The sequence below is a fragment of the Streptomyces canus genome (assembly GCF_001514145.1).
GTDB classification, from domain to species: domain Bacteria; phylum Actinomycetota; class Actinomycetes; order Streptomycetales; family Streptomycetaceae; genus Streptomyces; species Streptomyces canus.
This window is the reverse complement of record NZ_KQ948681.1, coordinates 53,256-74,370: the sequence shown is the minus strand read 5'-3', so window position 1 is coordinate 74,370 and position 21,115 is coordinate 53,256. Positions and strand designations below refer to the sequence as shown.

At 68.8% G+C, this 21,115-nt stretch carries 19 protein-coding genes; all 19 read left to right on the top strand.

The features are described from left to right. Nucleotides 1-76: 76 nt before the first annotated feature. The 19 genes from AQJ46_RS57995 to AQJ46_RS46830 all read left to right on the top strand — a co-directional run bounded on the left by AQJ46_RS57995 (nucleotide 77) and on the right by AQJ46_RS46830 (nucleotide 21,034). The gene (locus AQJ46_RS57995) at nucleotides 77-730 is read left to right on the top strand and encodes a hypothetical protein (RefSeq protein WP_225887617.1); all 654 of its coding nucleotides are present in this window, start codon (nucleotides 77-79) and stop codon (nucleotides 728-730) included. Between the two features lie 9 nt (nucleotides 731-739). Further along, nucleotides 740-1,771 carry an NlpC/P60 family protein gene (locus AQJ46_RS46915; RefSeq protein ID WP_059211477.1) on the top strand — a complete coding sequence of 344 codons (1,032 nt, stop codon included), beginning with the start codon at nucleotides 740-742 and terminating at the stop codon, nucleotides 1,769-1,771. 250 nt (nucleotides 1,772-2,021) lie between these two features. Beyond that, nucleotides 2,022-2,585, top strand: coding sequence for a hypothetical protein (locus AQJ46_RS46910; RefSeq protein WP_059211476.1), 564 nt, complete (start codon nucleotides 2,022-2,024; stop codon nucleotides 2,583-2,585). A gap of 27 nt (nucleotides 2,586-2,612) precedes the next feature. Continuing rightward, nucleotides 2,613-5,027 carry a type IV secretory system conjugative DNA transfer family protein gene (locus AQJ46_RS46905; protein ID WP_225887616.1) on the top strand — a complete coding sequence of 805 codons (2,415 nt, stop codon included), beginning with the start codon at nucleotides 2,613-2,615 and terminating at the stop codon, nucleotides 5,025-5,027. Further along, a complete protein-coding gene (locus tag AQJ46_RS46900; protein ID WP_059211475.1) occupies nucleotides 5,024-6,013 on the top strand; it encodes a replication-relaxation family protein in 990 nt (329 codons plus the stop codon). The genes AQJ46_RS46905 and AQJ46_RS46900 overlap by 4 nt, the downstream gene beginning before the upstream one ends. A 57-nt stretch (nucleotides 6,014-6,070) precedes the next feature. Beyond that, a complete protein-coding gene (locus AQJ46_RS46895) occupies nucleotides 6,071-7,393 on the top strand; it encodes a ParB N-terminal domain-containing protein (RefSeq protein ID WP_059211474.1) in 1,323 nt (440 codons plus the stop codon). Then, complete coding sequence (locus AQJ46_RS46890) at nucleotides 7,390-8,505, top strand: DUF4417 domain-containing protein (RefSeq protein ID WP_059211473.1); 1,116 nt, start codon at nucleotides 7,390-7,392, stop codon at nucleotides 8,503-8,505. Before AQJ46_RS46895 ends, AQJ46_RS46890 begins: the two co-directional genes overlap by 4 nt. A 93-nt stretch (nucleotides 8,506-8,598) precedes the next feature. Then, complete coding sequence (locus AQJ46_RS46885; protein ID WP_059211472.1) at nucleotides 8,599-9,009, top strand: hypothetical protein; 411 nt, start codon at nucleotides 8,599-8,601, stop codon at nucleotides 9,007-9,009. Continuing rightward, on the top strand, nucleotides 9,009-11,720 hold the full coding sequence (locus tag AQJ46_RS46880; RefSeq protein WP_059211471.1) for a hypothetical protein: 2,712 nt from the start codon (nucleotides 9,009-9,011) through the stop codon (nucleotides 11,718-11,720). Before AQJ46_RS46885 ends, AQJ46_RS46880 begins: the two co-directional genes overlap by 1 nt. Continuing rightward, nucleotides 11,720-13,966 (top strand): ICP22 family protein, encoded by a 2,247-nt coding sequence (locus AQJ46_RS46875; RefSeq protein WP_059211470.1) that lies wholly within the window; start codon nucleotides 11,720-11,722, stop codon nucleotides 13,964-13,966. The genes AQJ46_RS46880 and AQJ46_RS46875 overlap by 1 nt, the downstream gene beginning before the upstream one ends. 38 nt (nucleotides 13,967-14,004) lie before the next feature. Then, entirely contained in the window at nucleotides 14,005-14,469 is a 465-nt protein-coding gene (locus AQJ46_RS46870; protein WP_059211469.1) for a hypothetical protein, read from the top strand. A gap of 311 nt (nucleotides 14,470-14,780) precedes the next feature. Next, the gene (locus AQJ46_RS55815; protein WP_159064199.1) at nucleotides 14,781-15,047 is read left to right on the top strand and encodes a hypothetical protein; all 267 of its coding nucleotides are present in this window, start codon (nucleotides 14,781-14,783) and stop codon (nucleotides 15,045-15,047) included. Continuing rightward, complete coding sequence (locus AQJ46_RS46860; RefSeq protein WP_225887615.1) at nucleotides 15,044-15,466, top strand: hypothetical protein; 423 nt, start codon at nucleotides 15,044-15,046, stop codon at nucleotides 15,464-15,466. Before AQJ46_RS55815 ends, AQJ46_RS46860 begins: the two co-directional genes overlap by 4 nt. Nucleotides 15,467-15,684: 218 nt before the next feature. Beyond that, on the top strand, nucleotides 15,685-16,179 hold the full coding sequence (locus AQJ46_RS46855) for a hypothetical protein (protein ID WP_059211467.1): 495 nt from the start codon (nucleotides 15,685-15,687) through the stop codon (nucleotides 16,177-16,179). Nucleotides 16,180-16,504: 325 nt separating this feature from the next. Further along, on the top strand, nucleotides 16,505-17,497 hold the full coding sequence (locus AQJ46_RS46850) for an SAV_2336 N-terminal domain-related protein (RefSeq protein ID WP_059211466.1): 993 nt from the start codon (nucleotides 16,505-16,507) through the stop codon (nucleotides 17,495-17,497). A gap of 165 nt (nucleotides 17,498-17,662) precedes the next feature. After that, the gene (locus tag AQJ46_RS46845; RefSeq protein ID WP_059211465.1) at nucleotides 17,663-18,103 is read left to right on the top strand and encodes a hypothetical protein; all 441 of its coding nucleotides are present in this window, start codon (nucleotides 17,663-17,665) and stop codon (nucleotides 18,101-18,103) included. A 16-nt stretch (nucleotides 18,104-18,119) separates the two neighbouring features. Beyond that, entirely contained in the window at nucleotides 18,120-18,899 is a 780-nt protein-coding gene (locus AQJ46_RS46840) for a GP88 family protein (RefSeq protein ID WP_059211464.1), read from the top strand. Between the two features lie 303 nt (nucleotides 18,900-19,202). Next, a complete protein-coding gene (locus AQJ46_RS46835) occupies nucleotides 19,203-20,324 on the top strand; it encodes a MerR family transcriptional regulator (RefSeq protein WP_059211463.1) in 1,122 nt (373 codons plus the stop codon). Then, nucleotides 20,321-21,034 carry a hypothetical protein gene (locus AQJ46_RS46830; RefSeq protein WP_059211462.1) on the top strand — a complete coding sequence of 238 codons (714 nt, stop codon included), beginning with the start codon at nucleotides 20,321-20,323 and terminating at the stop codon, nucleotides 21,032-21,034. The genes AQJ46_RS46835 and AQJ46_RS46830 overlap by 4 nt, the downstream gene beginning before the upstream one ends. Nucleotides 21,035-21,115: the final 81 nt, after the last annotated feature.

The window sequence follows — 21,115 nt, the reverse complement described above, 5'->3', positions numbered from 1 at the left end:
CCGGGGCGCGCCCTGCGCCCCGGAACGCAGCCCGCCTCTCCTCCTCCTCTTCCTTAGTCATGTCACGGGGGTTTTCATGTCCGCTCCTGCGCCCGGCCGGCCGCGTGCCGCCGGCACGATCGCCTTGTTCGTGGCCGCCGCGGTCCTGGCGGTTCTCGGCGTCGCGCTGCTGGTTACCCCGGCGGACACGTCCCCCTCCGATGGCGCTATCGCGGCTCCCTCGACGACCAACCGGGCCATCCCGGCCACCGAAGAAGAGCCAGCCAGCCCTCAGCCATCGGCCACCGCGCCCTCGTCGACTTCTCCCACCCCGAGTACGACGTCGACGGCAGCCCTGCCGCCCGAGGCCGCTGACGTGGCCCGCGAGTTCACCATCGCGTGGGCCAGCCACGACGCCCGGCGGGACACCTCCTTCAGCGACGCCGGCGGCCGGGCCGCTGCGTACGCGAGCGGCGACCTCGCCACCGACCTGCGCGAGACGAACACCCGCTCGGCGCATCAGTGGCAGGAATGGAAGGCCACCGGCACCCGTGTCACAGCCAAGGTCACCGGCGTCGAGCTGCCCGACGGCGCCCCGGCTCCCAGCAATCACCTTGCCTATGCCCGGGTCTTCTACGACCTGGTGGTCGCACCCGAGAAGAAAGCGGCTCAGCACAGCAGGGAACAGCTCGCTTTGGAACTGCGCCAGGACTCCTCCGGCTGGCGCGTGACCGCGCTCCCCAACGCGTAAGGGCGCCCGGTGAACAAGTTCCTCAAGACGATCGGGTACCTGGCCCTGTCCTTCTGCATCCTGATCGGCGTGCTGCTGATGGGCATCGCCTACGTCATCGGCAGCGACAACAGCAGCGACGACCTGCAGAACGCCGGGTTCGGCGGCAGCATCTCCGACGGCGCCGGCGTCCCCGATTGGCTCGTCGACCTGATCAACCAGGGCATCAGCGAGTACGGATGCTCCGAGGTCACGCCCGCACTGATCGCCGCTCAGCTCTACAGCGAGAGCGGCTTCAACCCGGACGCCCAGTCCAAGGACCCGAACACCGGTGCTCCGATCGCGGACGGGATCGCGCAGTTCATCCCCGGCACGTGGAAGGCGCACGGCGTCGACGGCGACAAGGACGGCGACAAGGACGTGTGGGACCCGGCTGACGCCGTGCCGGCCGCGGTCGCCTACGACTGCTACCTCGCCGGACTGGTCGATGAGGTTCCTGGCGACGCCACCGACAACATGCTCGCGGCCTACAACGCCGGCCCGTACGCGGTCCAGAAGTACAAAGGGATCCCGCCGTACGACGAGACCCGGAACTACGTGAAGAAGATCCGCGATCTCGCCGCTAAGTGGACCGATGCGGTCCAGGAGGGGAGCGGCACCGTCACCGGGTCGGGGAAGACCGGTCGCGTCGTCGCCGCCGCTCAGGATGCTCTGGGCACCTATTACCAGTGGGGCGGCAACTGCAAGCGGCCCTACGACCGCAAGAGCGGCAACGGCTGTGATTGCTCGAGCCTGGTGAAGATGGCGTGGTCGGCGGCCGGCGTCAATCTGCCTCGCACCACCTACGACCAGGTGAATGAAGGCAGCCCCGTCCGCTCCGTGAACGACCTGCGCCCGGGAGATCTTCTCTTCTCCGAGGGCAGCGGAGCGAGCCCCAACCACGTGGCTCTCTATCTCGGCAATGGTCAGGTCATTGACGCACCGCGGACCGGGATGAAGGTGCGGATCAAGCCGCTCTCCTACTGGACGTCGCAGATCGTCGCCATGCGGCACATCGGCTAACCGGCGGCATTCGGGCTGCCTCGTTGCGGTTGCCTGGTCGGCAGCCAGCGGACAAATCCTGCCACCGGGTCTTCAGGGCCGCCAAGACGCCCCTTCGTGGAACGGCGTGCGCCGGCCTCCGCACGGTCCGCGCCCCTGCAGCCCTCGCGATTCCGAAAAGACGGTTCACCCGATGTCACACGGCGGCGCGTTTCGACACCCCTATAGACATCCGCCACCCCGAAGGCCTTCAGGAGGTACCCGATGTCCCGTGCCGTCCCCGTCCGCCCCGCCGGACGCCGGTGAGGCCACGATGACGACGAATGACGTGATCGACGAGCTGATCGACACAGCCGGGAAGCTGCCGCAGTACGGGCAGACCGCCATGGACTGGGCTCTGGGGAACGCCTGGTGGGTCCTCACCCTGGCCGCCGTCGGCGTGGTCGTCGGGCAGCTGGCTCGGTGGCTGCTGAGCCGTCCGACGCTGCGAGACCGGTCCGCGGTCGAAGTGCTGCCTACCACCGGCTTCGACCCGGTGCTGGAGGACGTGCTGCGGTTCGCCCAGCAGCTCGCACGGGCTCAGCAGAACGCCTCCCGCTGGCTGCTGCCCGCGCGCGGCACGGCCGTGCGCGTGCGGCTGATGTCGACCGGCGGCCCGCTGACCCTGCGTGTCGAAGGCCCCACCCGGGCGGTCTCGGTCCTGCGTCACCAGGGCTACGCGAACTGCGAATTGCGAGCGGTCACCGGTGATGCCGGCCAGACCGAGCCGCCGAAGATCCGCCTGGGCGTCACGCCCAAGGCCGCCCAGCCCGTCGTCGCGGCCGCGGCCGCGTGACAGCCCGCCCGTACTGAAGGACACGCAATGACGCAGTCTCCCGAACAGCCCGGCCCGCCGGTGCCCCTCTCCAAGGACACACCGCCTCCACGCCGTCCGTCCTCCAGGAAGATCCATGTGGCCCGCGCCGAGCTGGCCCTGGCCCTGCCGGATCACCTCGCCCTGCGCGACATGCCCCTCAAGCCCGACCCGCTGCAGGCCATGGCCTCCGCGGTAGCCGACGTCCGGGAAGACCTCGGCGAACGCGCTGACCTGGTCCTGGACCTCGTGCCGGTCTCGCCGGCGAAGGTCGGCAGGAAACGAAGCCGGCTGCTTGCCGCGGCCCGGCGGCGTCCCAGCGACATGCCCGCCATACCCGGGCTCCCGCGCCAGCCGGGCACCGGTTTCAGTCTGGAGGGCCTGTCCGCGATCGGCGCTGAGGTCGCGGCCGAGATGCGCGGCAACCAGGGCCGACGTCCTGCGTCGCGTCGGCACTCCATGCTCCGGATTACGCGGACTTCGGACATGAAGGCCGCCATGGGCAAGTTCCTTCCCGGTGCGGCCCCGGTGTTCGACCTCCAGCTGTTGGTTCGCACCTGCTCCGCCGACCCGCACAGGGCGCGGCTGCTGCTCGATCAGGTCCTGGCCGCGCTCGAGGCATGGTCTGGCGAGAACCATCTGCGCCCGGTCGGCCTCAACCTCGGCGTCACCCGGGTGCGGTCCGACTCGCTGCTGTACCGGCGCAGCTTCGACAGCCGTTTCGAGACGGGGGCGTTCAGTCCGCGTCGCCACGGCTGGGTGACCGCGGCCGAGATCGCCGGGCTGCTGAAGCCGCCCACCAAGCACAACTCGGCGGCGAACATCGCCCGTTCCGGAGGTACGGTGCCGCCTCCCCCGGCCAACCTTCCCACGTGGACCGGCCAGCCGGATCTGATGCCGCTGGGCTGGGTCCCAAAGCCAGGAGGGGGCGAGCGTCTGGCTGGCGTGCCGCTCGTCTACTTGCTGTTCGCGCTGTCCCTGGGCAAGGCCGGCTTCGGTAAGACGGAAATGTCGCTGGTCCAGGCGATCGCGCTCGCGCACTGCGGTCACGGCGTCCTCTTCCTTGATCCGCACGGGGACGGCTGGCAGCGCGCCCGCCCGTACCTCGCGCACGACCACCTGATGGACCGGATCTGGGAGATCGACCTGACCTCTCCCGACCTGGACAGGATGGTCGCCTCGTGGAACCCGCTGTCGATGCAGAATCGCCATGAGGCGGATATCCCCGACATCGTGCAGTACATCGTCACGGGGTTCTCCAGTGCTTTGAACTGGGGAGACTCGGCCGGACGTGCGAAGACCATCCTGACCAATGCCGTGAAGTCGCTGGTGGAGCTGTCACTTCTGCTCGCCCGGAACAACCAGCCCGGGCTGGCACCGACGGTCTTCCAGATCCGGACTGTCCTCAGTGACGAGGAGTGGCGCGACACGATCGTGCCCTACCTGTCGAAGGAGCTGCGGGACTTCTGGACCAAGACATTCCCCAAGTACCCCGGGGATGCAATGCCGGTGGTCACGAACATCATTGAGCGGCTGGACTCGTCGAACGCCATCAAGGCGCTGCTCGGTTCCAGCACGTCGAGCTACGACATCCGGACCGCCATGGACACCGGGAAGATCGTGTTCATCTGCACCTCGGGCACCGGAGACACCGACCGGATCATCAGCTCCCTGCTGATTTACGACCTGTTCCGGGCCGGCCTCGCGCGGCGCGACGTGCCGGCGGATCAGCGCAAGGACTTCTACGCGTTCATCGACGAGCTCACCGCCGTCGACGGCGCCTCGAAGGGGACTCTCGCGCAGATCGCGGAGCAGCTGCGGAAGTTCAAGGTGAAGCTCCTCGCCATGACGCAGATGGCTCAGCGGCTGACGCCCACGACCCGTCAGGGCTTGCTGCAGAACCTCTCGTTGCTGTCGACGACAGGATCCGATGTCGACGAGGCCCAGATGGTCACGCGCCGGTGGGGCAAGCTGGTCGACCCGTACACGATCACCCAGCTGCAGCGCTACAACTACGTGATGTCCGTGACGCTGGAGGACGGACCCACCGATCCGTTCCGTGTCCGCGGAGCCAGCGTCGACGAGCTCTACGCCGAGTACTACCGGGAAAAGGATCTGCCCGCGCTGTCGGCGGCCGTCGATGAGAACCTCCAGCGCCGGAGGGTCCGCGACATCCTCGACGACCTGCGCAGGCTCGACAACCGGATCAAGGGGTTCGTCAGCAAGCTCCCGGCGCCGCCCCCGGATGACACCGACCCGGATGACCAGCAGCCAGCCGGCAAGCCCGCGCCGGGCAGCGGCCCGTCGGCCTCGGGAGCCGGCGCTGACCGCGTCTCCGACAAGCCGGGCACCGTCGTCAGCAGCCCGGCGCCCCACCCGAGCTCCGCCAGCGGACCCGCCAGCACGGATACGGAACTCGCATGACCATCCTCACCGAGAGCGCCGTCGTACCGGTGCGCCACAAGAGCTTCACGTCCCTGGCCAAGATGGCCCTGGACGTGCTGTACCAGCACCGCGTGATGTCGACGCCCCAAATGCACCAGCTGCTCACGCCCCAGGCCTCCCGCCCGGTCTACCTGCTCAACCAGCTCAACGAGCTGCGCAACGCGGGTCTGGTGCATCGGATGCGGGCCCAGGGCGAGGCTCGGGGCCCGAACCGGCGGAACCTGCCCTACCTGTGGTTTCTCACCGAGATCGGCGCGGCCGCGGTAGAAGAAGCAGGGGAGTTGCCATCTCGTCTCTACCGCGTCACACCCGAGTCGGTCGCCGGCTCGCGTCAGGCCCACACGCTGGCTGTGAACGCGGCCGGACTGGCATTCGTCCGCCACGCGGCGCGCCTGGGACACGAGTGCGGGCCCCTGGACTGGACGCCCGAGGTCGCGCACCGGATCCGCGACGGGCAGCGCCGGGTGGAGGACGACCACGTCATCTCCGACGCGGTCCTGCACTACGTGGACCTCTCCCATGGACGGCGGAAGATGCTCACGACGTTCATCGAGGTCGACCGGGCCACGATGACCACGGCGCGGCTGGCCGCGAAAGTCGCCGCCTATGGGCGCCTGTTCGAGTACGTCCCGCAGCATCCGGACCGCTCCCGCCGCTCGGCGGCCTCAAGCCGTCCGGCCTGGCAGTACACCTACCCGGTCTTCCCTCGGCTTCTGGTCGTTCTGGACGGGCCGCGAACGCGGACCCTGCCGGCCCGGCTCGAGGCGCGAACCGCCGACCTGTACGCCCTCACGCGGGCCGACCCTCGCCTGTCCCGGCTCGCGGGGCGCCTGCAGATCGGCGTCACCACGCTTCAACTGCTCCAGGACCGCGGGCCGTTCGAGCCGATCTTCACCGTGCTGCTGCGGGGCACGCCGGAGGACCGTCCGCCACTTACCGACCTGTACCTCAAGCACGCCCAGTGATCCGGGCCGGCCTGTTCGGGCCGTGCCAGGATCCGCCGTAGGGAGGACACCCAGCCCATGAGCACCTCCACCCTGGAGGACGCGGCGCCCGCCGGCAGCAACATGATCCAGCTCGCCGAGATTCTGCAGCGCAGCGCCAAGCTGCGGCAGCGGCGTTTCGAGATGCTGCCCCTGCAGGGTCCCGGCGCTGCCTTCACCGAGCCGCAGGGCCGCAAGCCGGGGGACGCGACTGCCCCCGAGGAGCTGTCCGACCTGATCTCGAGCATGTCGGTCGTCGGCATGCTCGAGCCCGTCCTCGCCGAAGAGATCGCGGTCGCTGATCGCGCGCCGGTGATCCGCCTGGTCACCGGCGAGCGACGGCTGCGCGCCATGCGGTGGGGTGCCGCACATCTGCCGGACAACCCGCACTTCGCCGCGCTGCCCGCGGTGGTCTGCCCCGGTCCCCTCAGCGACGAAGAGCGCCATATGTGGCGGTTCGTCGAGAACTTCGCCCGTGAACCGCTGCGCCCTGGGGAACAGGCGGCCGCGCTGATGTACCAGCGGTGTGCCGTCCTGGTCGGCAAACTGCTGCGGGCCGGCAAGCCGGTGCCGGCGGAGGTCTACGGGATCACGGACTCGGTCGAGCGGTTCAAGGCCTTGGAGAGGATCCGCGGGACCGACCAGTCCTGTGCCGCGCCCTGGTCGGAAGTCCTCACCCGGCTCGGCCTTCAGCTGACCGAGCGCAAGGCCACCGAACTCGTGCGTGCCTTCCGGGAACTGCCGCGTGACCTGACCGAGGAGATGGACGAAGCCGCCATCCGTCTCAACACGCGCATTCGCTTCGCCGCGCTTCTGCGCGGCCGCGAGTCGGCCGCCTCGGAGATCTGGGCGGCGCTCAAGAACTCTTCGCGGCTCCACCTGCTGCCCACCGCGGTGAACGTCGGTCTGACGTCGCCGGAGCTCGAGCCGGAGCAGATCATCGAAACCGCCGAGGTCCGTCAGGAGCAGGCGAATGCCAGCCGCCGCGCCGCCCTCACGCGCGTTCCCGACCCGGTGCCGGAGGAGGAGGCCGGGCAGGAGACCGAGGCGCCGTCGTCTCACGACGTGTCCGAGACCAACAGCGGTACACCCACGGTCTCCTCGGCACTTGGTGAGCCTCGGACTCTCGTGCAGCCAGCAGAGCCCGAGGTTGCCGGGGAGCCCGAACCACCGGCGCCGCAGGCGGACGCGGCGGTGGTCCGGGGCGCGCTGGACGGCCTGCGGGCCCTGCTCGCGGAACTACGTACCGGCCGACAGGTCGGCCGGTACGACCTCGGCTCGCTGCGCCTTGCCACCCGCGAACTCAACCAGTACCTCGGCGAGGAGATGCCTCGCCTCGAAGAGAGCGAGCACGCCGCATGACCCTCACTTCCCTGCCCACGCCCCGTGTCGGACTGCCGCTGCCGGGCCGCGGCTGCGACTGCCGTACGTGCGCCTTCTGGACCGGTCCGGACGGGCGCGGCGGCCCGGCCACGGTGGAGCCGCTGTGTTCGGGGAGCAATTCCGACTGCTCCTACTGCGGATGCGCGGCGACCGAGGCCGGGGCGCCCACGAACGCGTGCGGCGGCTGCCCGATCCGCTGCGGAAGCCGTACCGACATCGCCCGGTGGATGGGCGACGTCGGCGGCACACTCGCCTTTGACGACATCGTGATCGACGGCGAGCTGCCCGACCTGCCGGCGTTCGTTCCGATGACCGACGGCTCCGCCGTGACCCAGCTCGACGCGAGCCTGCGGTGGCCGGCCTACGGAGTCGGGATGCGCCGGGTCTTCAGCCCGGACACTCACACGATCTACCCGCGGTTCGCCGGCAAGTCGGCCCGCGAGGCGCTCGCCCTGCGGGATGACCAGAAGGCCGTGCTCGTCGGCTACGGCGAAGATCCCCTTGTGGAGGCCTTCTGGACCTACCGCAAGCGCGACGGCCTGGTCGAGGAGATCGCCTCACAGGGATGGGACCTCGTGCTCTCCCCGAACTACTCGATCTACGGCAACTGGCCCCGCACCGAGCACCTGCTGAACATGCGTCGCTGCCTGTTGATCGCCCAGGAATTCGCCGACGCCGGCGTGGCCGCGGTCCCCAACGTGTACTGGTTCCGCCTGGAGGACCTCAAGCGGTACATCGCCTGGATCGAGGACGCGCCCCCGCCGGCCATCGCCGTGAACGTACAGACGGTGCGGGAGAACAGCAACTGGGACACCTGGGCCCTGCCCGGCCTGTACTGGCTCGCCGAGAACCTGCCCGCCGATCTCCCGGTGATCCTCACCGGCCTGTCCCGCGTCGACCGGATCGCCCAGGTCGTGGCGCTCTTCGGGAACCGCTTGACCCTGATCAGCCAGAACCCGCATCAATACGCCCTGCACGGAGCGATCATGACCGCGAACGGGCGCGAGGACATCCACGCTCGGCCGGCGGACGCCTTCGCGGCCACCGTGCAGTTCATGGCCTCACTTCTGCCGGGCCGCCAACCCTCGTAAATCGGAAAATCACAAGAATCCGCCGCCGTGGATGTCACACGGCGGCGGATTTTCGCACCCCTATGAGGCGAAACCCACGGGAGGAGCCTCAAGATGTCGACACCCACGTCACCGAAGCCGGAGCCCTCGGCGCCAGAGTCGCTGGCTGTCCCGGCTCCCGCCACCTGGCAGCTGTCGATCCTCACGGTGTGGCATCCGGCTCTCGGCATGGCAGTGGACCCGGTGGCCGTTCTGGCACTCGACGCCGCGCCCGATGCGGACCCCGCGCAACACGTCGTGTGGGTCCCGCTGGTCTATGACGAGGCCAACCCCTGGCGTGAGCGCCTCGCCGAAGGCGTCACACCGGAGAAGGTCGATCGCTGGCAGGAGGAGAACGGCGTCTGCCAGCTCTCCCTCACCGACGTCCCCCCGGGCGCCGCCGACCTGCGGCACGCCGCCGAGCTCGTCCTCGACCAGCTCCTGGCCGAGGTCATTCCGGTCCTTCCGCCCCGGGACGGCGCGTGATGGGCACCAACTCCAAGAGCAGCCACGCCTCGTACGCCATCGCGCCGAGCGACACGGCCGAGGCTGTCGAGGCGAGCGGGGCCGGCGCGCCGCCGGACGAGCAGCAGCTGAGCGACGAACTCGTCACCGCGAAGACGGACCTGATGGTTGCGATGGACAACCTGGACCATATCGCTGCGGGCGGCGAGGAGGGGAATGCCGGATACCCGGACCTGCCCGAGGACCCCGTCGAGCGGTACGAGATCTTCGCCGAGCAGATCAAGGCCGCCAAGGAAGCCATCGAGACGATGAAGGCCGAGGGCGCCTCCGAGGAGGAGATCCAGGCCCAGCTCGACGCCCTGCGGGCACAGTCTCTCGAGTACCTGAACAGCCTCTCTCCGGAGGAGCTGCAGCAGATCGCCGCGGCGAAGGGATTCGAGCACCCCGCGCTCGTCGGGCTGTCCGGCACGGGCCAGCACCCCCTGGTCCACTGGCTCGACCCCTACTACGACGACCCGATCCCGTCGAAGCAGAAGATCCAGGCCGCCGCGCTACAGCGCTACAACCAGTTGCTGTCCGGGGGCACCGTCGGCGGGATGACCCTCGCCGATCTCTACCAGATCGAGGGCACTTCGCTGCCGTCCCCCGGGCCGGCAGGGACATGGACGGCCACTCCGGAACAGTTCGAAGCCGCCGTGACGGCGTGGGAGGCCGCCTGCCAGGAAGTGGCCGACGCCAAAGGCATCTTGGACAGTGAGAAGCTGCAGAACCTGCTGCAAGCGGAGAAGCAGGTCCTCACGGCCCAGTGCCCGCAGATGCCGGACCTGGAGGAAATCCAGGCCGGCTACAAGGTGTGGACCGGGGACCCTCTGGAGATCGCGAAGATCAGCACCTCCACGGTCCTCCCGCTGGTCCAGGACGCCGTTGCTGCGGGGGACATGTCCCTCGCAGACGCTCAGCACCTCAAGCCGCGAGAGATCGTCGACCTGCTGCGCACCGGCACCGCGGAGACCGAGAAGGAGGCCCTGAAGGCCAAGTCACAGGCGCGGCAGGACCAGCTGGCCGCGCTGGACAAAGCCCTGGACGTCCATTCCGCGGCCAAGCCCGATCTCAGCAGCCCTCTCGCCCTTCCCGACCTGGAGGGGAATCCGGAGGCGGCGGCCCAGGTCGCGGAGTGGGCGACGAGCACGGGCGAGCTCCACACACTGCAGACGGATGCTCAGGGATGGATCCACGGCGTACTGCAGCCGGCGAGCGATATCTCCATGGGCAATCCCGGGCTGCTCACGTCGCACACCGTGGCCCCCAAGGCGCTCACCAACGAGTTCAACGCGTGGGCCAAAGAGCAGAAGCTCGGCGACCTGCGTGAGGTGGCCGAGCAGATGGGAATGCCGGACGCGGACAAGGCGGCCCGCGCGCACGTCACCAGCTTCATCGCCTCGAGCTTCAACCCGGCCCTGGACAAAGAGGAAATCAACGCGAAGGTCGCGGCCGCGGCGGCGAAGAAGAAGACCGGTCCCCCGGCCGGAGTGGACAACGGCCTGGCGTCCGACGAAGCCGTCAAGGCCTTGCAGAGCAAGCTGATCACCTCCGGGTCCTCGCCGTCGTCCGCTCCCGCCTCCTCGACGCCGTCGCCATCCCAGGCGGGCGGGCTGACGAAGGAGGCCAAGGAGGCGGCGGCGCTGAGCATGGGTGCAAGCCCTGAGCAGGCCAAGAAGCTCGCCGAGACGCCGACGCCTTCCCCTGCGGCCGGCTCCGTTCCCAAGGCCCCGGTCAAGCCGGCGCCGCCGGGTTCCTTCAATGCCAAGGTCCAGGCCCTGGTGGCCAACCTCCAGCAGGTCAAGGCCACCACTCAGGATGTGCCCGCGCGTATCGACGCGGACGTGGTCGGCTCCTGGTCGTTCGGGCCCGGCAAGACCGCGAATCTCGGGGGCACCTACGCCAAGTCTCTCCACGACGCCCCGGACGGCTCCGCATGGCTGTTCAAGGCCGACAAGGATGGCGGGGCGATCGCGCACGCGGAATCCGCGGCCTCGCACGCCCTGTCGCTGGGCGGCCTGCCCTCGGTGCCGGTGTACGTCAAGAACGTCGAGGGCAAGAGCGGCAGCGTCCAGCCGCTGCTCAAGGACACGCACCACTTCGCCTCGGAGCCGCAGAACTGGTCCCAGTCGGAGGTGGACGCCATCGTCCGTTCGCACGTGGGAGCCTGGCTCGTCGGTGATCACGACGGCCATCAGGCGAACGTACTGCGCACCGCCTCGGGCGGCCTCGTCCGGTGCGACCTCGGCCAGGCGTTCAAGCACTACGGGCAGGACCAACTCGCGTTGGGGTACGCCCCGTCGGGAGGCGGTTCCTACGACCCGGTGCACCAGAAGCTGTACCAGGCGGCACTGTCGGGAGGCCTCGGCGACGGCATCAAGGTCAACCCCGCCGTGGCGCACCCGATTATCAAGAACTTCGAAGCGATCCCCGACTCCCAGTGGCGCTCGATGCTGCACTCCACCGCCCACGAGGGCGTCAAGGCCGGCGTCCACTGGGTGCCGACGATGCGCAAGGCGGCCGCCAAGAAGCACGGCATCCCGTCGGCCAAGGTCAGCAGCGAGCAGATCGCCGAGGCCTTCCTGGACCACGCCGTCCAGCGCAAGCAGAGCCTGCGGGAGTCGTTCACCAACTTCTTCGTCAAGGAGCTGAACATGCCGACCGCGGCCTCCCTGAAGCACGGGGCTAAGTGATGGGAACCAACTCCAAGAGCAGTCACGCCTCGTACGCCGTCTCGCCGACGGTGACCACCGACTCGCCGTCCGCTCCGGTCGCCCTCGGGACGGAGCCCCCGCCCGAGCCTGCGACTTTGACGGAATGGGAGACCGAGCTTCTCCAGAGCACCGCACCGGCGACCGAGCCTCCTGCCGAAGCGGCGATACCCGAGGAGGACGGTGGCGCGTCGGCATCGGCCGGAGACTCCGCAGGCAGCGCGGGTGAGGACACCACCGAGGTGGCGGCGGAACCTGCGCACTCGGGCGAGGTCGGGGCGGAGCCGCCGAGCGAGGGCCTGGAGGAGTCGGCGGCGGACCAGCAAGCGGTCGAAGGCGACCAGCCGGCCAACGAGGACGGCGTTGATGCCTCTGGGCTGTCGGCCGAAGAGGTCCAGGTCGAAGAGCCCGACGAGGAGGAAACGGATCCTCCGCTCACCCCGGTGCCCGACGAGCCGCCCGTCGGCGTTGCGACCGGCACTCCGGTCCTGGTCGGAGGGGAGGACTTCATCAACTCGCAGGCCACGCTGGTCGCCTACGCCTCCGCCGACGGCCCCCGCGAGGTCCTGCTCGCCCACGTGTCCGAGGAGGCAGAGAGCAAGCTGCTCGAGGCGCTATCCGTGTCCGGGACCAAGATGGTGGACGTGGAAGTCGAGGAAGAGGTCAAGGAGCGCCTCGCGCTGGACAAGGAGAAGCAGCTCGGTGAACTGGTCACCAAGGCGACCACGTCGGTTCAGCACAAGCTGAAGGACAACCTGCCGATGTCCGAGGCCTCGATCCAGAAACACCAGCAGGCCCTGGATGCCGTCAACAGCGTGCTGTCCTCCGCTGACCTGAGCGACGCCGAGAAGGAGATGGCCCAGTACTACCTGGACCAGCTAAACGTCGTCGGCGAGAAGATCAACAACGGCGGCGAGACCATGCCGCACTTCGAGCAGTTCGGGCACATGGTCACCAAGACCGTCACCAAGCAGATCCCTGCACCGGCCGACGAACCGGAGCCGGGCACGCTCGCTGCCCAATTGCGCGACGCCAGCCGGATCAAGGCGCAGCTGGACCCGCAGACCGGCGAGTCGTCGTGGGACGGCACGTCCCGCAGCAAGGCCAACGGCAAGGAGTACTCGGTCGACCTCGGTGACGGCTGGAGCGCGGTGTACCGGCCGTACGCGGCGAATGACCCCTCGAAGACCGAGTTCTCGATGCGGGGCCAGCTCGAGGTCCATGCCCCGGTGGGCGGTGGGCACGGCAAAGAACTCGTGGACCGCCTGGAGCAGCTTCACCTGGTGAACGCGCCGATGACCGCATCCGAGGGCGAGTGGACGTACCTGACCAACAACGTCGCAGCCCAGGGACTGGACAAAGGCGCCGCGGTGAAAGCGGCGTTCGCCGAGGCCAAGGGACTGGAGGACCTGCAGGTGCAGGAGCTCGTCCACCAGCAGGCCTCCTCTCTCATCGGACTGGACGAGGATGCGCTTCATTACCAGGTCAAGCGCATCCAGCTCGAAGCGGCCAAGACGGTGCTGCCCAAGAAGGTCGCGGTGCTGCGCGAGGCGGTCGCCAAGGCCACCGGCTTCGACAGCGGTGACGCGCTGGCCGCCAGCTCCGGGTATGACCCGACCCCGGCCACCAGCGGCGGCTGGCTGACCTGGTCGCGGTTCGACGTAGCCGGCAACGCGGCCGAGGTCAGCAAGGCGTTCTCCGGGAAGTCTCTGACCCACAACATCGGCGGCGGAGAGATGACGAAGCTCTTCGCGACCGGCGTGCTGGCCTCCACCGAGAAGCGGTCGGTCATGGGTATCGGCGGCGGTGTCGGCATGTCGGAGGCTGCGGACAAGTACAGCGGCGGCGCCAACAGCGTCTTCCTGCGCGTCAAGAACACACCCTCCAGCCCAGGGGGTGGCCGACTGATCTGGGACGACCCGTCCGTCCTCATGCGCCGGTCGGACTACTACGCCTACGACGGAGACCACTACGGCGCGATCAACCCCGCGGGCGGCAAGAGCATGCACGGCATGACCCGCGACCCCATGAAGATCGCGTCGTTCTCGCAGAGCAACAACGAGATCATGTTCCGCGACGGCATCGATCTGTTGGGCGCCGAGGCCCCCAGCCGGATCATGTGCGAGTACGCGCACGAGCGCACCGAGATGCTGGAGTTCTTCAAGAAGCGCGGCATTACCCACCTGCGCGGCAAGGCCGTCGAGGACGTGGTCCAGACGGCCCACTGACCCCCGTTCGTCCCGTCATCAACAAGGAGATCACGCACATGACTACCGACTGGCAGACACGCTTCGCCGACCTGCTCGCCGGCAACCACAGCAGCACCGGGGACCCGGTGGACGCCGGCGCTCAACTGGTCGTCATCGATCCCGACGGAACCGAAGTGTTTCGCCAGCCCCTGGCCCGCCACTTCCGGGCCGAACCTGAGCCTGACCAACTGATATGGATCCGGCCCCTGGTCGGCGGACAGACCTCCCCTGACCTCGGCTTCGTGTTCAACCTCAACCAGACCCGGCGGCGCGCGCTGGAATGGACCGAGGCGCATCTAGACGACAACGGCGACGTCATCATGCAGCTGCGTTCGGGCGAGACGGCCCGGATCCAACCGGCCGAGGGCGAGGAGCTGGCCAAGATCGAACACTGGGACGACTTCCTCAACCGGCTCACCCGGGAGGAGGAACAGCAGCTCGCCACCTTGGAAGGCGACTCCTGGCATGGGCAGTTCTCTTGATCGAGGCCGGCCCGGGAGCCCGTCGCCGGCGTCTTGGCATGATGAGATCGCGGCCGGCGCCTCGCCGGCCGCGCCCCGGCCAGAGGGCTGGCCGAAGCAGAGACGAGGGAGGTGACAGTGTGCGGGCCCAGCGACGAGGCCTCAACGGATTCGACGGCCGACGTCTGGAGCCGCAGCACCGGACTCTGAGCTGTCTGGCCGCCGCGCTCCTTTGGGCACCCGGTGGTCTGCGGTCCGCGGGCACCGCCGTGCTGCGCGGTCTTCGGCCGGCCGCCGGCCTGAGGCCGGCCGACCCCGCCGAACACGCTGGCATGTCACGAAGCGCCGTGCTCGACCCGGGCCGGACCAGGACACTGGACCCGCAGGTGGCCGAACTGGTGAGCGCGACCTTCGGCGCCAGCGCCGAGGCGGTCGTCCTGGCCGGGCACACCCAGGCTGTGACAGCCCGGCAGGCGCATGGCCCTCTGCTACTCGAACGCCGCCTCCCGGAACAGCTGGCGGCGCACTTCAACACGCCGGCCGCTCTCTGCGATCTGCCCCTGCGCTTGTCCAACGCCCCGGAAGGAGGCCTGCTGTGACGCTCCACAAAGGGCACCCGCTCACCATGGCCCGGCACGAGGCTCTGGTCAGCCCTCTGCCTGTAGTCGAGTGCGTGCAGGCCGTGGATCCCCGATGGCTCAGAACGCGGGCGGAGTTGTTCATGGAGGCGTCGCAACTCCCCTTCGCCCTGACCTTCGATCTGGCCCGGTACTCCCAGGTCACCGGGCTGACGTTCCACGCCCACTACGCGGCGCAGGTCTTTCTCGGTGAGCACGACAGCCGTCTCGACATACCTCTGATGGCGGTCAACCTGACCCACGTGCCGACCAGGGAGGCCGCCGACAGGGTGTTCGCCCATGAGGTGATGCATCTGCGCTGGCCTTCGTACGGCCACAAGCAGGTGGCCTTCGACCGGGCCCAGAATGTCCTCGACATGGTGGGCACACTCGTCGCCTGACCCTTCACCAGCCAGCGAGTCTCCTCACCACCGCCAGTTATATTGCTTACTTCTTTTTAAGTGGGTACTGTGGATTGCGTTGTGGAGCGGATAGTCGCCCACAACGCCACCCAGTTGAGCCGCTTCGAGCGGTTGACCCGACCCGCCTACGAGTCCGGGCCAGAGGCCTGGAGTCCCCCGGGGGGCACTCCAGGCCACGGACAGCCAAAGGAGACACGGTGCGCGAGGCAACCATCACCAGCATGGAGGCGATCGAAGCCGCCGCACGACATGCCGCCCTGGATCGAGCAGACGGACGGGCGGTCACGGACCACGGAACGGAGCCCTCGATCCTGCGTGCCCCATCCGAGCACGCGGGAGTCGAGGCTGCCCTCCGTCACCGCCTCCGCCTGCCGGGCGACGTCAGGCTCGGCGTCTACGAGGACCTCAACCACCCCCTGTTCCCCGGGGCGCAGCACTTTCGCGCGGCACGCATCCAGCTGTCACAAGGACGGCGCGCCTACTTCTTCATCGGCACGTACGAGACCCCCGGGCGGCTGACATTCAGCCTGATCGCACCGTGCCCCGACTGTGGCGCGCCGGTTCCGTCCGTCACGATCAACAGCCAGGCGGACTTCGGGGACTGGCTCATGGATCGCGACGACACCTCCGAGGCCCCCTCCTTCCGCACGTCGCCCGTACACCGCCGCGACTGCTCCCTCGTCAGCGGCTAGACGGAACCCCGCCCCAGCCGACAGGACCCAACTCCCCCACGCGCCGCCGGCTTCGAGCCGGCGGCGCCTTCCCCTGCGCACCCTTCACCCCGTTCGCCGTCTCAGCATCCCAAGAATTCGAGGTATTGCCTACTTCTTTTTTAGTGTGTAGAGTGGTTTTTGTGAGGGCGGGAGAGCCCGATCGCAAGACCATTTCGAAGGAGCCGCTTCACGCGGCTCGCCCTGGCCGCGCAACTCCCCCTCGGCGGCCGGGGCCGCGAGGCCCGGACTGACTCCCTCCGGCCGGTCCGGGCCTCGCCCCTCCCCGAGGCCCCAAGGAGACGACGTGAACGTGCGGACGACCACCGCCCTTTCCCGAAGCAGCGGCCCGGCGTACCGACTCCAGCTTGTCTTCGACGCTGGGCCCACGATGACCATGTGGCGGCCGCTGCTGCGGAGTCTGCGTCAGTCCCTGGCCCAGGCCGGTCACTTCCAGAGCGTGACGGTGTCCGTCCTCAAGGCTGACGGCACGCTGCGCGGGCGCCAAGTCGAGGACGACCGTACGGTCACGCTCGTGCTCAGTGACTGCTCCGGCCCGCAGTGGTATCCCGGCCCGGCCGCCGTTCGTTGGTACGGGACTTTGCGTAGCTGGGCGCGCGTTCGGCCGGTCGCGGTCGTCCAGCCGCTGCCGGAGCGCATGTGGCGGCGCACCGCGTTGCCGGGGGCGCCGGGTCGGATCTGGGCTCCGTCCGCCGGGGCCGCGAACGCCGCACTGAGCTTCACGGCTTACGACGGCGTGCCGGAGCCGGGAGCGGACAGTGTCCTGATCCCGGTTCTGGAGTCCTCCGCCGTGTGGTTGGAGAACTGGTTCGCGCTGATCAGCGGCGCCGAGGGGGCGGAGATCTCGGGGGCGGTCGCCTACGTTCTGCCCGCTGCCCTCTCGGTCGAAGGTTCCGTCTCCCCGGTTGAGCTCACTGCTGAGGAACTCGTCCTCCGCTTCCGCTCGACCGCTTCTGCCGAAGCGTTCGGTCTCGCCGGTCACTTGGCGGTGGGCGTCCCGCATTTGCCGGTGATGCAGTTGGTGCAGAAGTCGCTCGGGACGACTCCGTGCCCGAGTCACCTCGCGGAGGTGATCCTCAGCGGCATGCTCCATGCATTGCCAGGCTCGCCCGGAATCTATGCCTTCCGAGAAGGCGTTGCTGCGCTGCTGCTGCGCACGGTGCCGCGTACCTCGTTCTCCCGCACGGTGGAGCTGCTGACGCGAGCGGGCGCGGAACTGGCCGGTGCCCCGAAGGGGCGTGTCCTTGTGAGCGAGGAGGCTCTGCGCCACCTCGGCTGAGCGCGGACTCGCGAGCCCATCACGGCAATGCCGGCGCCGTTCGCCGGCCTTTTGCCCCACAGCACCGCCTGGAGCCGGAAGAGCACCGGCTCCGGAACCAGGCGGACCACCTGAGCGCCCCCGACTCACTCGAGTCGGGGGCGCCCTGCATGAATCGAGCCTCCTGTGCACAACGACCCGCCCGGCAGCGCACCTTCCACCTCCCACGGCCCGTTCGATCGTGTCGTCCGGGTTCCCATTCCGAACCAGCAGCCGCACTACGAACACGCCCCCTGGACCGGCGCCTTCCCCGAGCGTTTGGCCGACTTCCTTGCCGGCCTCATCCCTCTGTTCATCGCGGAATTGGCGTCGGCCACGGACGAACAGATCAATCAGGCCCGGGACGCGGCACTGGAGCAGATCGCCAACCACGGCGACGACTTGCAGTTCGGCGGCAAACACCGCCGGTCCTCCCGCACTGCGCTGGCCAGGGCGTTCGCGCTCCTGGCCCGGGCCGAAGGAGGTGTCACCGCTCTCGGGGTCCACGCGTGCACCGCCATCCACGAGGGGTGCCCCGGCCTGAAGCCTCCCGCCTCCGCTTCGCCTTCTTCCGACACCGACAGCTGACCTGGAGTGAACCCTGATGACCGACACCAAGTCCGGACCCCGCAAGTGGCTGCTCACCCAGAACCGGCAGCTCCGCCAGGAAGGCATCTTCAACTGGCCGTTGCCGGCCTTCGCGGGGCGCCTCGACGACGGGCGGACGTACAACACGTGCCCGGAGGCCGGGGCGTGCGCGCGGTTGTGCTACGCCCGGACCGGTACCTACCGATTCCGCAATGTGCTCGAGGCCCATGAACGGAATCTGAAGATGATCCTGGACACGCTCGATGAGTGGGAACAGCAGATGTCCGAGGAGCTCAAGCACAAGCGCTACCAGGGCAAATGGATCCGGCTGCACGACAGCGGCGACTTCTTCAGTGACGACTACCTCGCTGCCTGGCTCCGCATCATGCGGAGTGCCCCCGATGGAGTGCGGTTCTACTGCTACACCAAGGCCGTCAGCCGCTTCCGTCGGCTGGTGGAGCCCGGCCCGCCCGGGAACTTCCTGTGGTGCTACAGCCTCGGCGGCACTGAGGACTACATGCTTGATCTTGAATCGGAGCGGCACGCCGAGGTCTTCCACAACGTCGAGGCGCTTGAGGCCGCCGGCTACTCGGACCAGACTGAATCCGATCTGCTGGCCGTGCTGGGGCCCGAGCGTGTAGGGATCCCGGCGAACCCCATCAAGCATCTGCTCAAACGCCAGGGGCTGGAGACCTTCGGCAGTCTGCAGCGGAAGTTGGACGCGGAGCGGGAGGCCAGGAAGCAGCGGGCAGCGAAGAAAGCGGAGGCTTGCCCCGTCCTGACCCCGGCGGGTTGAGGCGGCAGCCCCCTCGGGTGGAAGTACTTGGCATGCACGTCATCGTGGGCTTCGGCGGTGTGTGACCGCCGCAGCCCACGATGGCGTGCCGGCGGCGCGCGGATACCGCCCGACACACCCGAGAGGATTGCACAATTCTATTTTTCTATGTACCTTGCTCTGTTGGTGGGGCCCCTGCGGCCACACCACTCGCACCGCCCGCACGACCCTGGCAAGCTCCGCCGGCCGGGACCACGAGAATACGCCCCCGCTGTACGGCGGCCGGCAACCCTGGAGAAGGCCGCGCCGGCCCTTGGAGACGTCATGATTCCTGAAGGTTCCGAACAGAAGCACACGAACGTCACCCTCATCAGCGAGCGGTATGACGTACACCGGGACACCGCCTACAAGTGGACCGGCGAGGAGAGCTTCCCGGATCCAGTCGACCGGGCCGGCAAGGCGGACGTGTACGACGAGGACGAGGTGGACGAGTGGCTGCGTAAGAATTTTCCGGGCGTATGGATCAAGGGGCAGAAGGGGCGCAATCCGTTGGGCCTGCCGGCCGGCGACGCTCGCGACTTGCTGACCCTGCAGCGGATCGGCGAGCTCGAGGGGCGGGCCTTCCACCGCGATGCGACCGACGTACGGACCCTGCGGACATATATCTCCAAGGGGACCCTGGCGAGGCCGGACCGCAAGGCGGGCGACGGGCAAAAACCCGAAGTCAACGAGGACAGGTGGTTCCGGTCGACCGCCTATGCGTACCTCAATCGGCCACGCAGGACCCGCCGCCAGACGACGGTCGGGGAGCAGCCCGCTTCCGAGCAGCAGCCGCAGGCGGCTGGCGATCTCGAGCTGCCGGGCGGTGACGACCAGGACCTCCTGACGCTCGAGCAGATCCGGGCGATCGACACCGCAGCCCGCGGCCGGCCAGCACCACAGCCCGCGACGTTGAAGATCTACCAGCGGGACGGGCGGATGCCGCGGCCCGACCGGGTCCCCGGCGACGGCGAGGAACCGGCCGTCGACGAGCCGATGTGGTACCGGTCCACCGCGTACGGCTTCATCCGGTCCAGGCCGGCCACCCGCCGCACGGGCACGTCCGGCGCGGAGCAGGCTGGTTCCGAGCGGAAGGCCCAGGCGACCGGAGGGCTGCGTGACGATCTCGAGCTGCCGGGCGGTGACGAGGAGGACCTGCTGACGCTCGAGCAGATCCGGGCGATCGACACCGCAGCCCGCGGCCGGCCGGCACCGAAGGCCTCGACGCTGCAGGTCTACCAGTCGGACGGGCGGATGCCGCGGCCCGACCGGGTCCCCGGCGACGGCGAGGAACCGGCCGTCGACGAGCCGATGTGGTACCGGTCCACCGCGTACCGCTTTGTCCGGCGTCCGGCCACGGGCCGGCCCCGCGGCTCCAAGGTGGCCCGAGGGGAGAGCCGCGGATGACCAGGAGCGGCAAGATCGACCATGCTGGCATCTGCGCCACTTACGACGTGACGCCCCGGACGGTGGACAACTGGACAGGACTGCTCAACTTCCCCTCCCCCTTGGCGGGGGGCGGCTGGGATGCGCAGCAGGTGGACACCTGGGTGCGCCACAACCGCCCGCAGTCCTGGCCGGGACATACACCGGCGCCGGCCGAACCGGACACGGCTTCCTCTGCTGAGGAAGCGGACGAGGCCGAGGAGCAACCGGAGAGTGCTGCCGGAGCGACAAGACTGGGCAAGGACGGTCTCGCGCAGCGGTACCGCATGACCGAGTCGGGGATTGGGCACTGGATGAAAGCCGAAGGCTTCCCTGCGGCCGGTGACGACGGCCTGTGGGACGCAACAGAGGTCGACGACTGGGTGCAGAAGAAGCGCCCTCAGGCCTGGGCGGAGTACACCGGGGCAGGCCCGGTGTGGGTGAAGCCGCCGCCGGAGGGGAATCCGGGCGACCTGCTCGACATCGACGAATACCGCGAGATCATGGGCAACGCGACGCGCGGGAAGCCCGTCGCCCGTTCCACGATGCACTCCTACAAAAACCGCGGGCAGGTTCCTCCACCGGATCGGCGCCCCGGCGACCGCAAGAAGCCGCCCGTGCTCAAGGAAATGTGGCTCCGGAAAACGATCTACGACGATCTCGCGAAACGTCGTAAGGGCCGCCGGCGCTAGACCAGCTGCCCCTGCGGCTGAGCACACAGCGGTGCGGGCCTGCCCGAGAAGACTCGCTTCTGGGCAGGCCCGCACCGCTGT

Bases quoted from the DNA above. Each gene is read 5' to 3' on its own strand.
- AQJ46_RS57995 (WP_225887617.1), top strand. From the start codon at position 77: ATGTCCGCTCCTGCGCCCGGCCGGCCGCGTGCCGCCGGCACGATCGCC.
- AQJ46_RS46905 (WP_225887616.1), top strand. From the start codon at position 2,613: ATGACGCAGTCTCCCGAACAGCCCGGCCCGCCGGTGCCCCTCTCCAAG.
- AQJ46_RS46900 (WP_059211475.1), top strand. From the start codon at position 5,024: ATGACCATCCTCACCGAGAGCGCCGTCGTACCGGTGCGCCACAAGAGC.
- AQJ46_RS46895 (WP_059211474.1), top strand. From the start codon at position 6,071: ATGAGCACCTCCACCCTGGAGGACGCGGCGCCCGCCGGCAGCAACATG.
- AQJ46_RS46890 (WP_059211473.1), top strand. From the start codon at position 7,390: ATGACCCTCACTTCCCTGCCCACGCCCCGTGTCGGACTGCCGCTGCCG.
- AQJ46_RS46885 (WP_059211472.1), top strand. From the start codon at position 8,599: ATGTCGACACCCACGTCACCGAAGCCGGAGCCCTCGGCGCCAGAGTCG.
- AQJ46_RS46880 (WP_059211471.1), top strand. From the start codon at position 9,009: ATGGGCACCAACTCCAAGAGCAGCCACGCCTCGTACGCCATCGCGCCG.
- AQJ46_RS46875 (WP_059211470.1), top strand. From the start codon at position 11,720: ATGGGAACCAACTCCAAGAGCAGTCACGCCTCGTACGCCGTCTCGCCG.
- AQJ46_RS46870 (WP_059211469.1), top strand. From the start codon at position 14,005: ATGACTACCGACTGGCAGACACGCTTCGCCGACCTGCTCGCCGGCAAC.
- AQJ46_RS55815 (WP_159064199.1), top strand. From the start codon at position 14,781: ATGTCACGAAGCGCCGTGCTCGACCCGGGCCGGACCAGGACACTGGAC.
- AQJ46_RS46840 (WP_059211464.1), top strand. From the start codon at position 18,120: ATGACCGACACCAAGTCCGGACCCCGCAAGTGGCTGCTCACCCAGAAC.
- AQJ46_RS46835 (WP_059211463.1), top strand. From the start codon at position 19,203: ATGATTCCTGAAGGTTCCGAACAGAAGCACACGAACGTCACCCTCATC.
- AQJ46_RS46830 (WP_059211462.1), top strand. From the start codon at position 20,321: ATGACCAGGAGCGGCAAGATCGACCATGCTGGCATCTGCGCCACTTAC.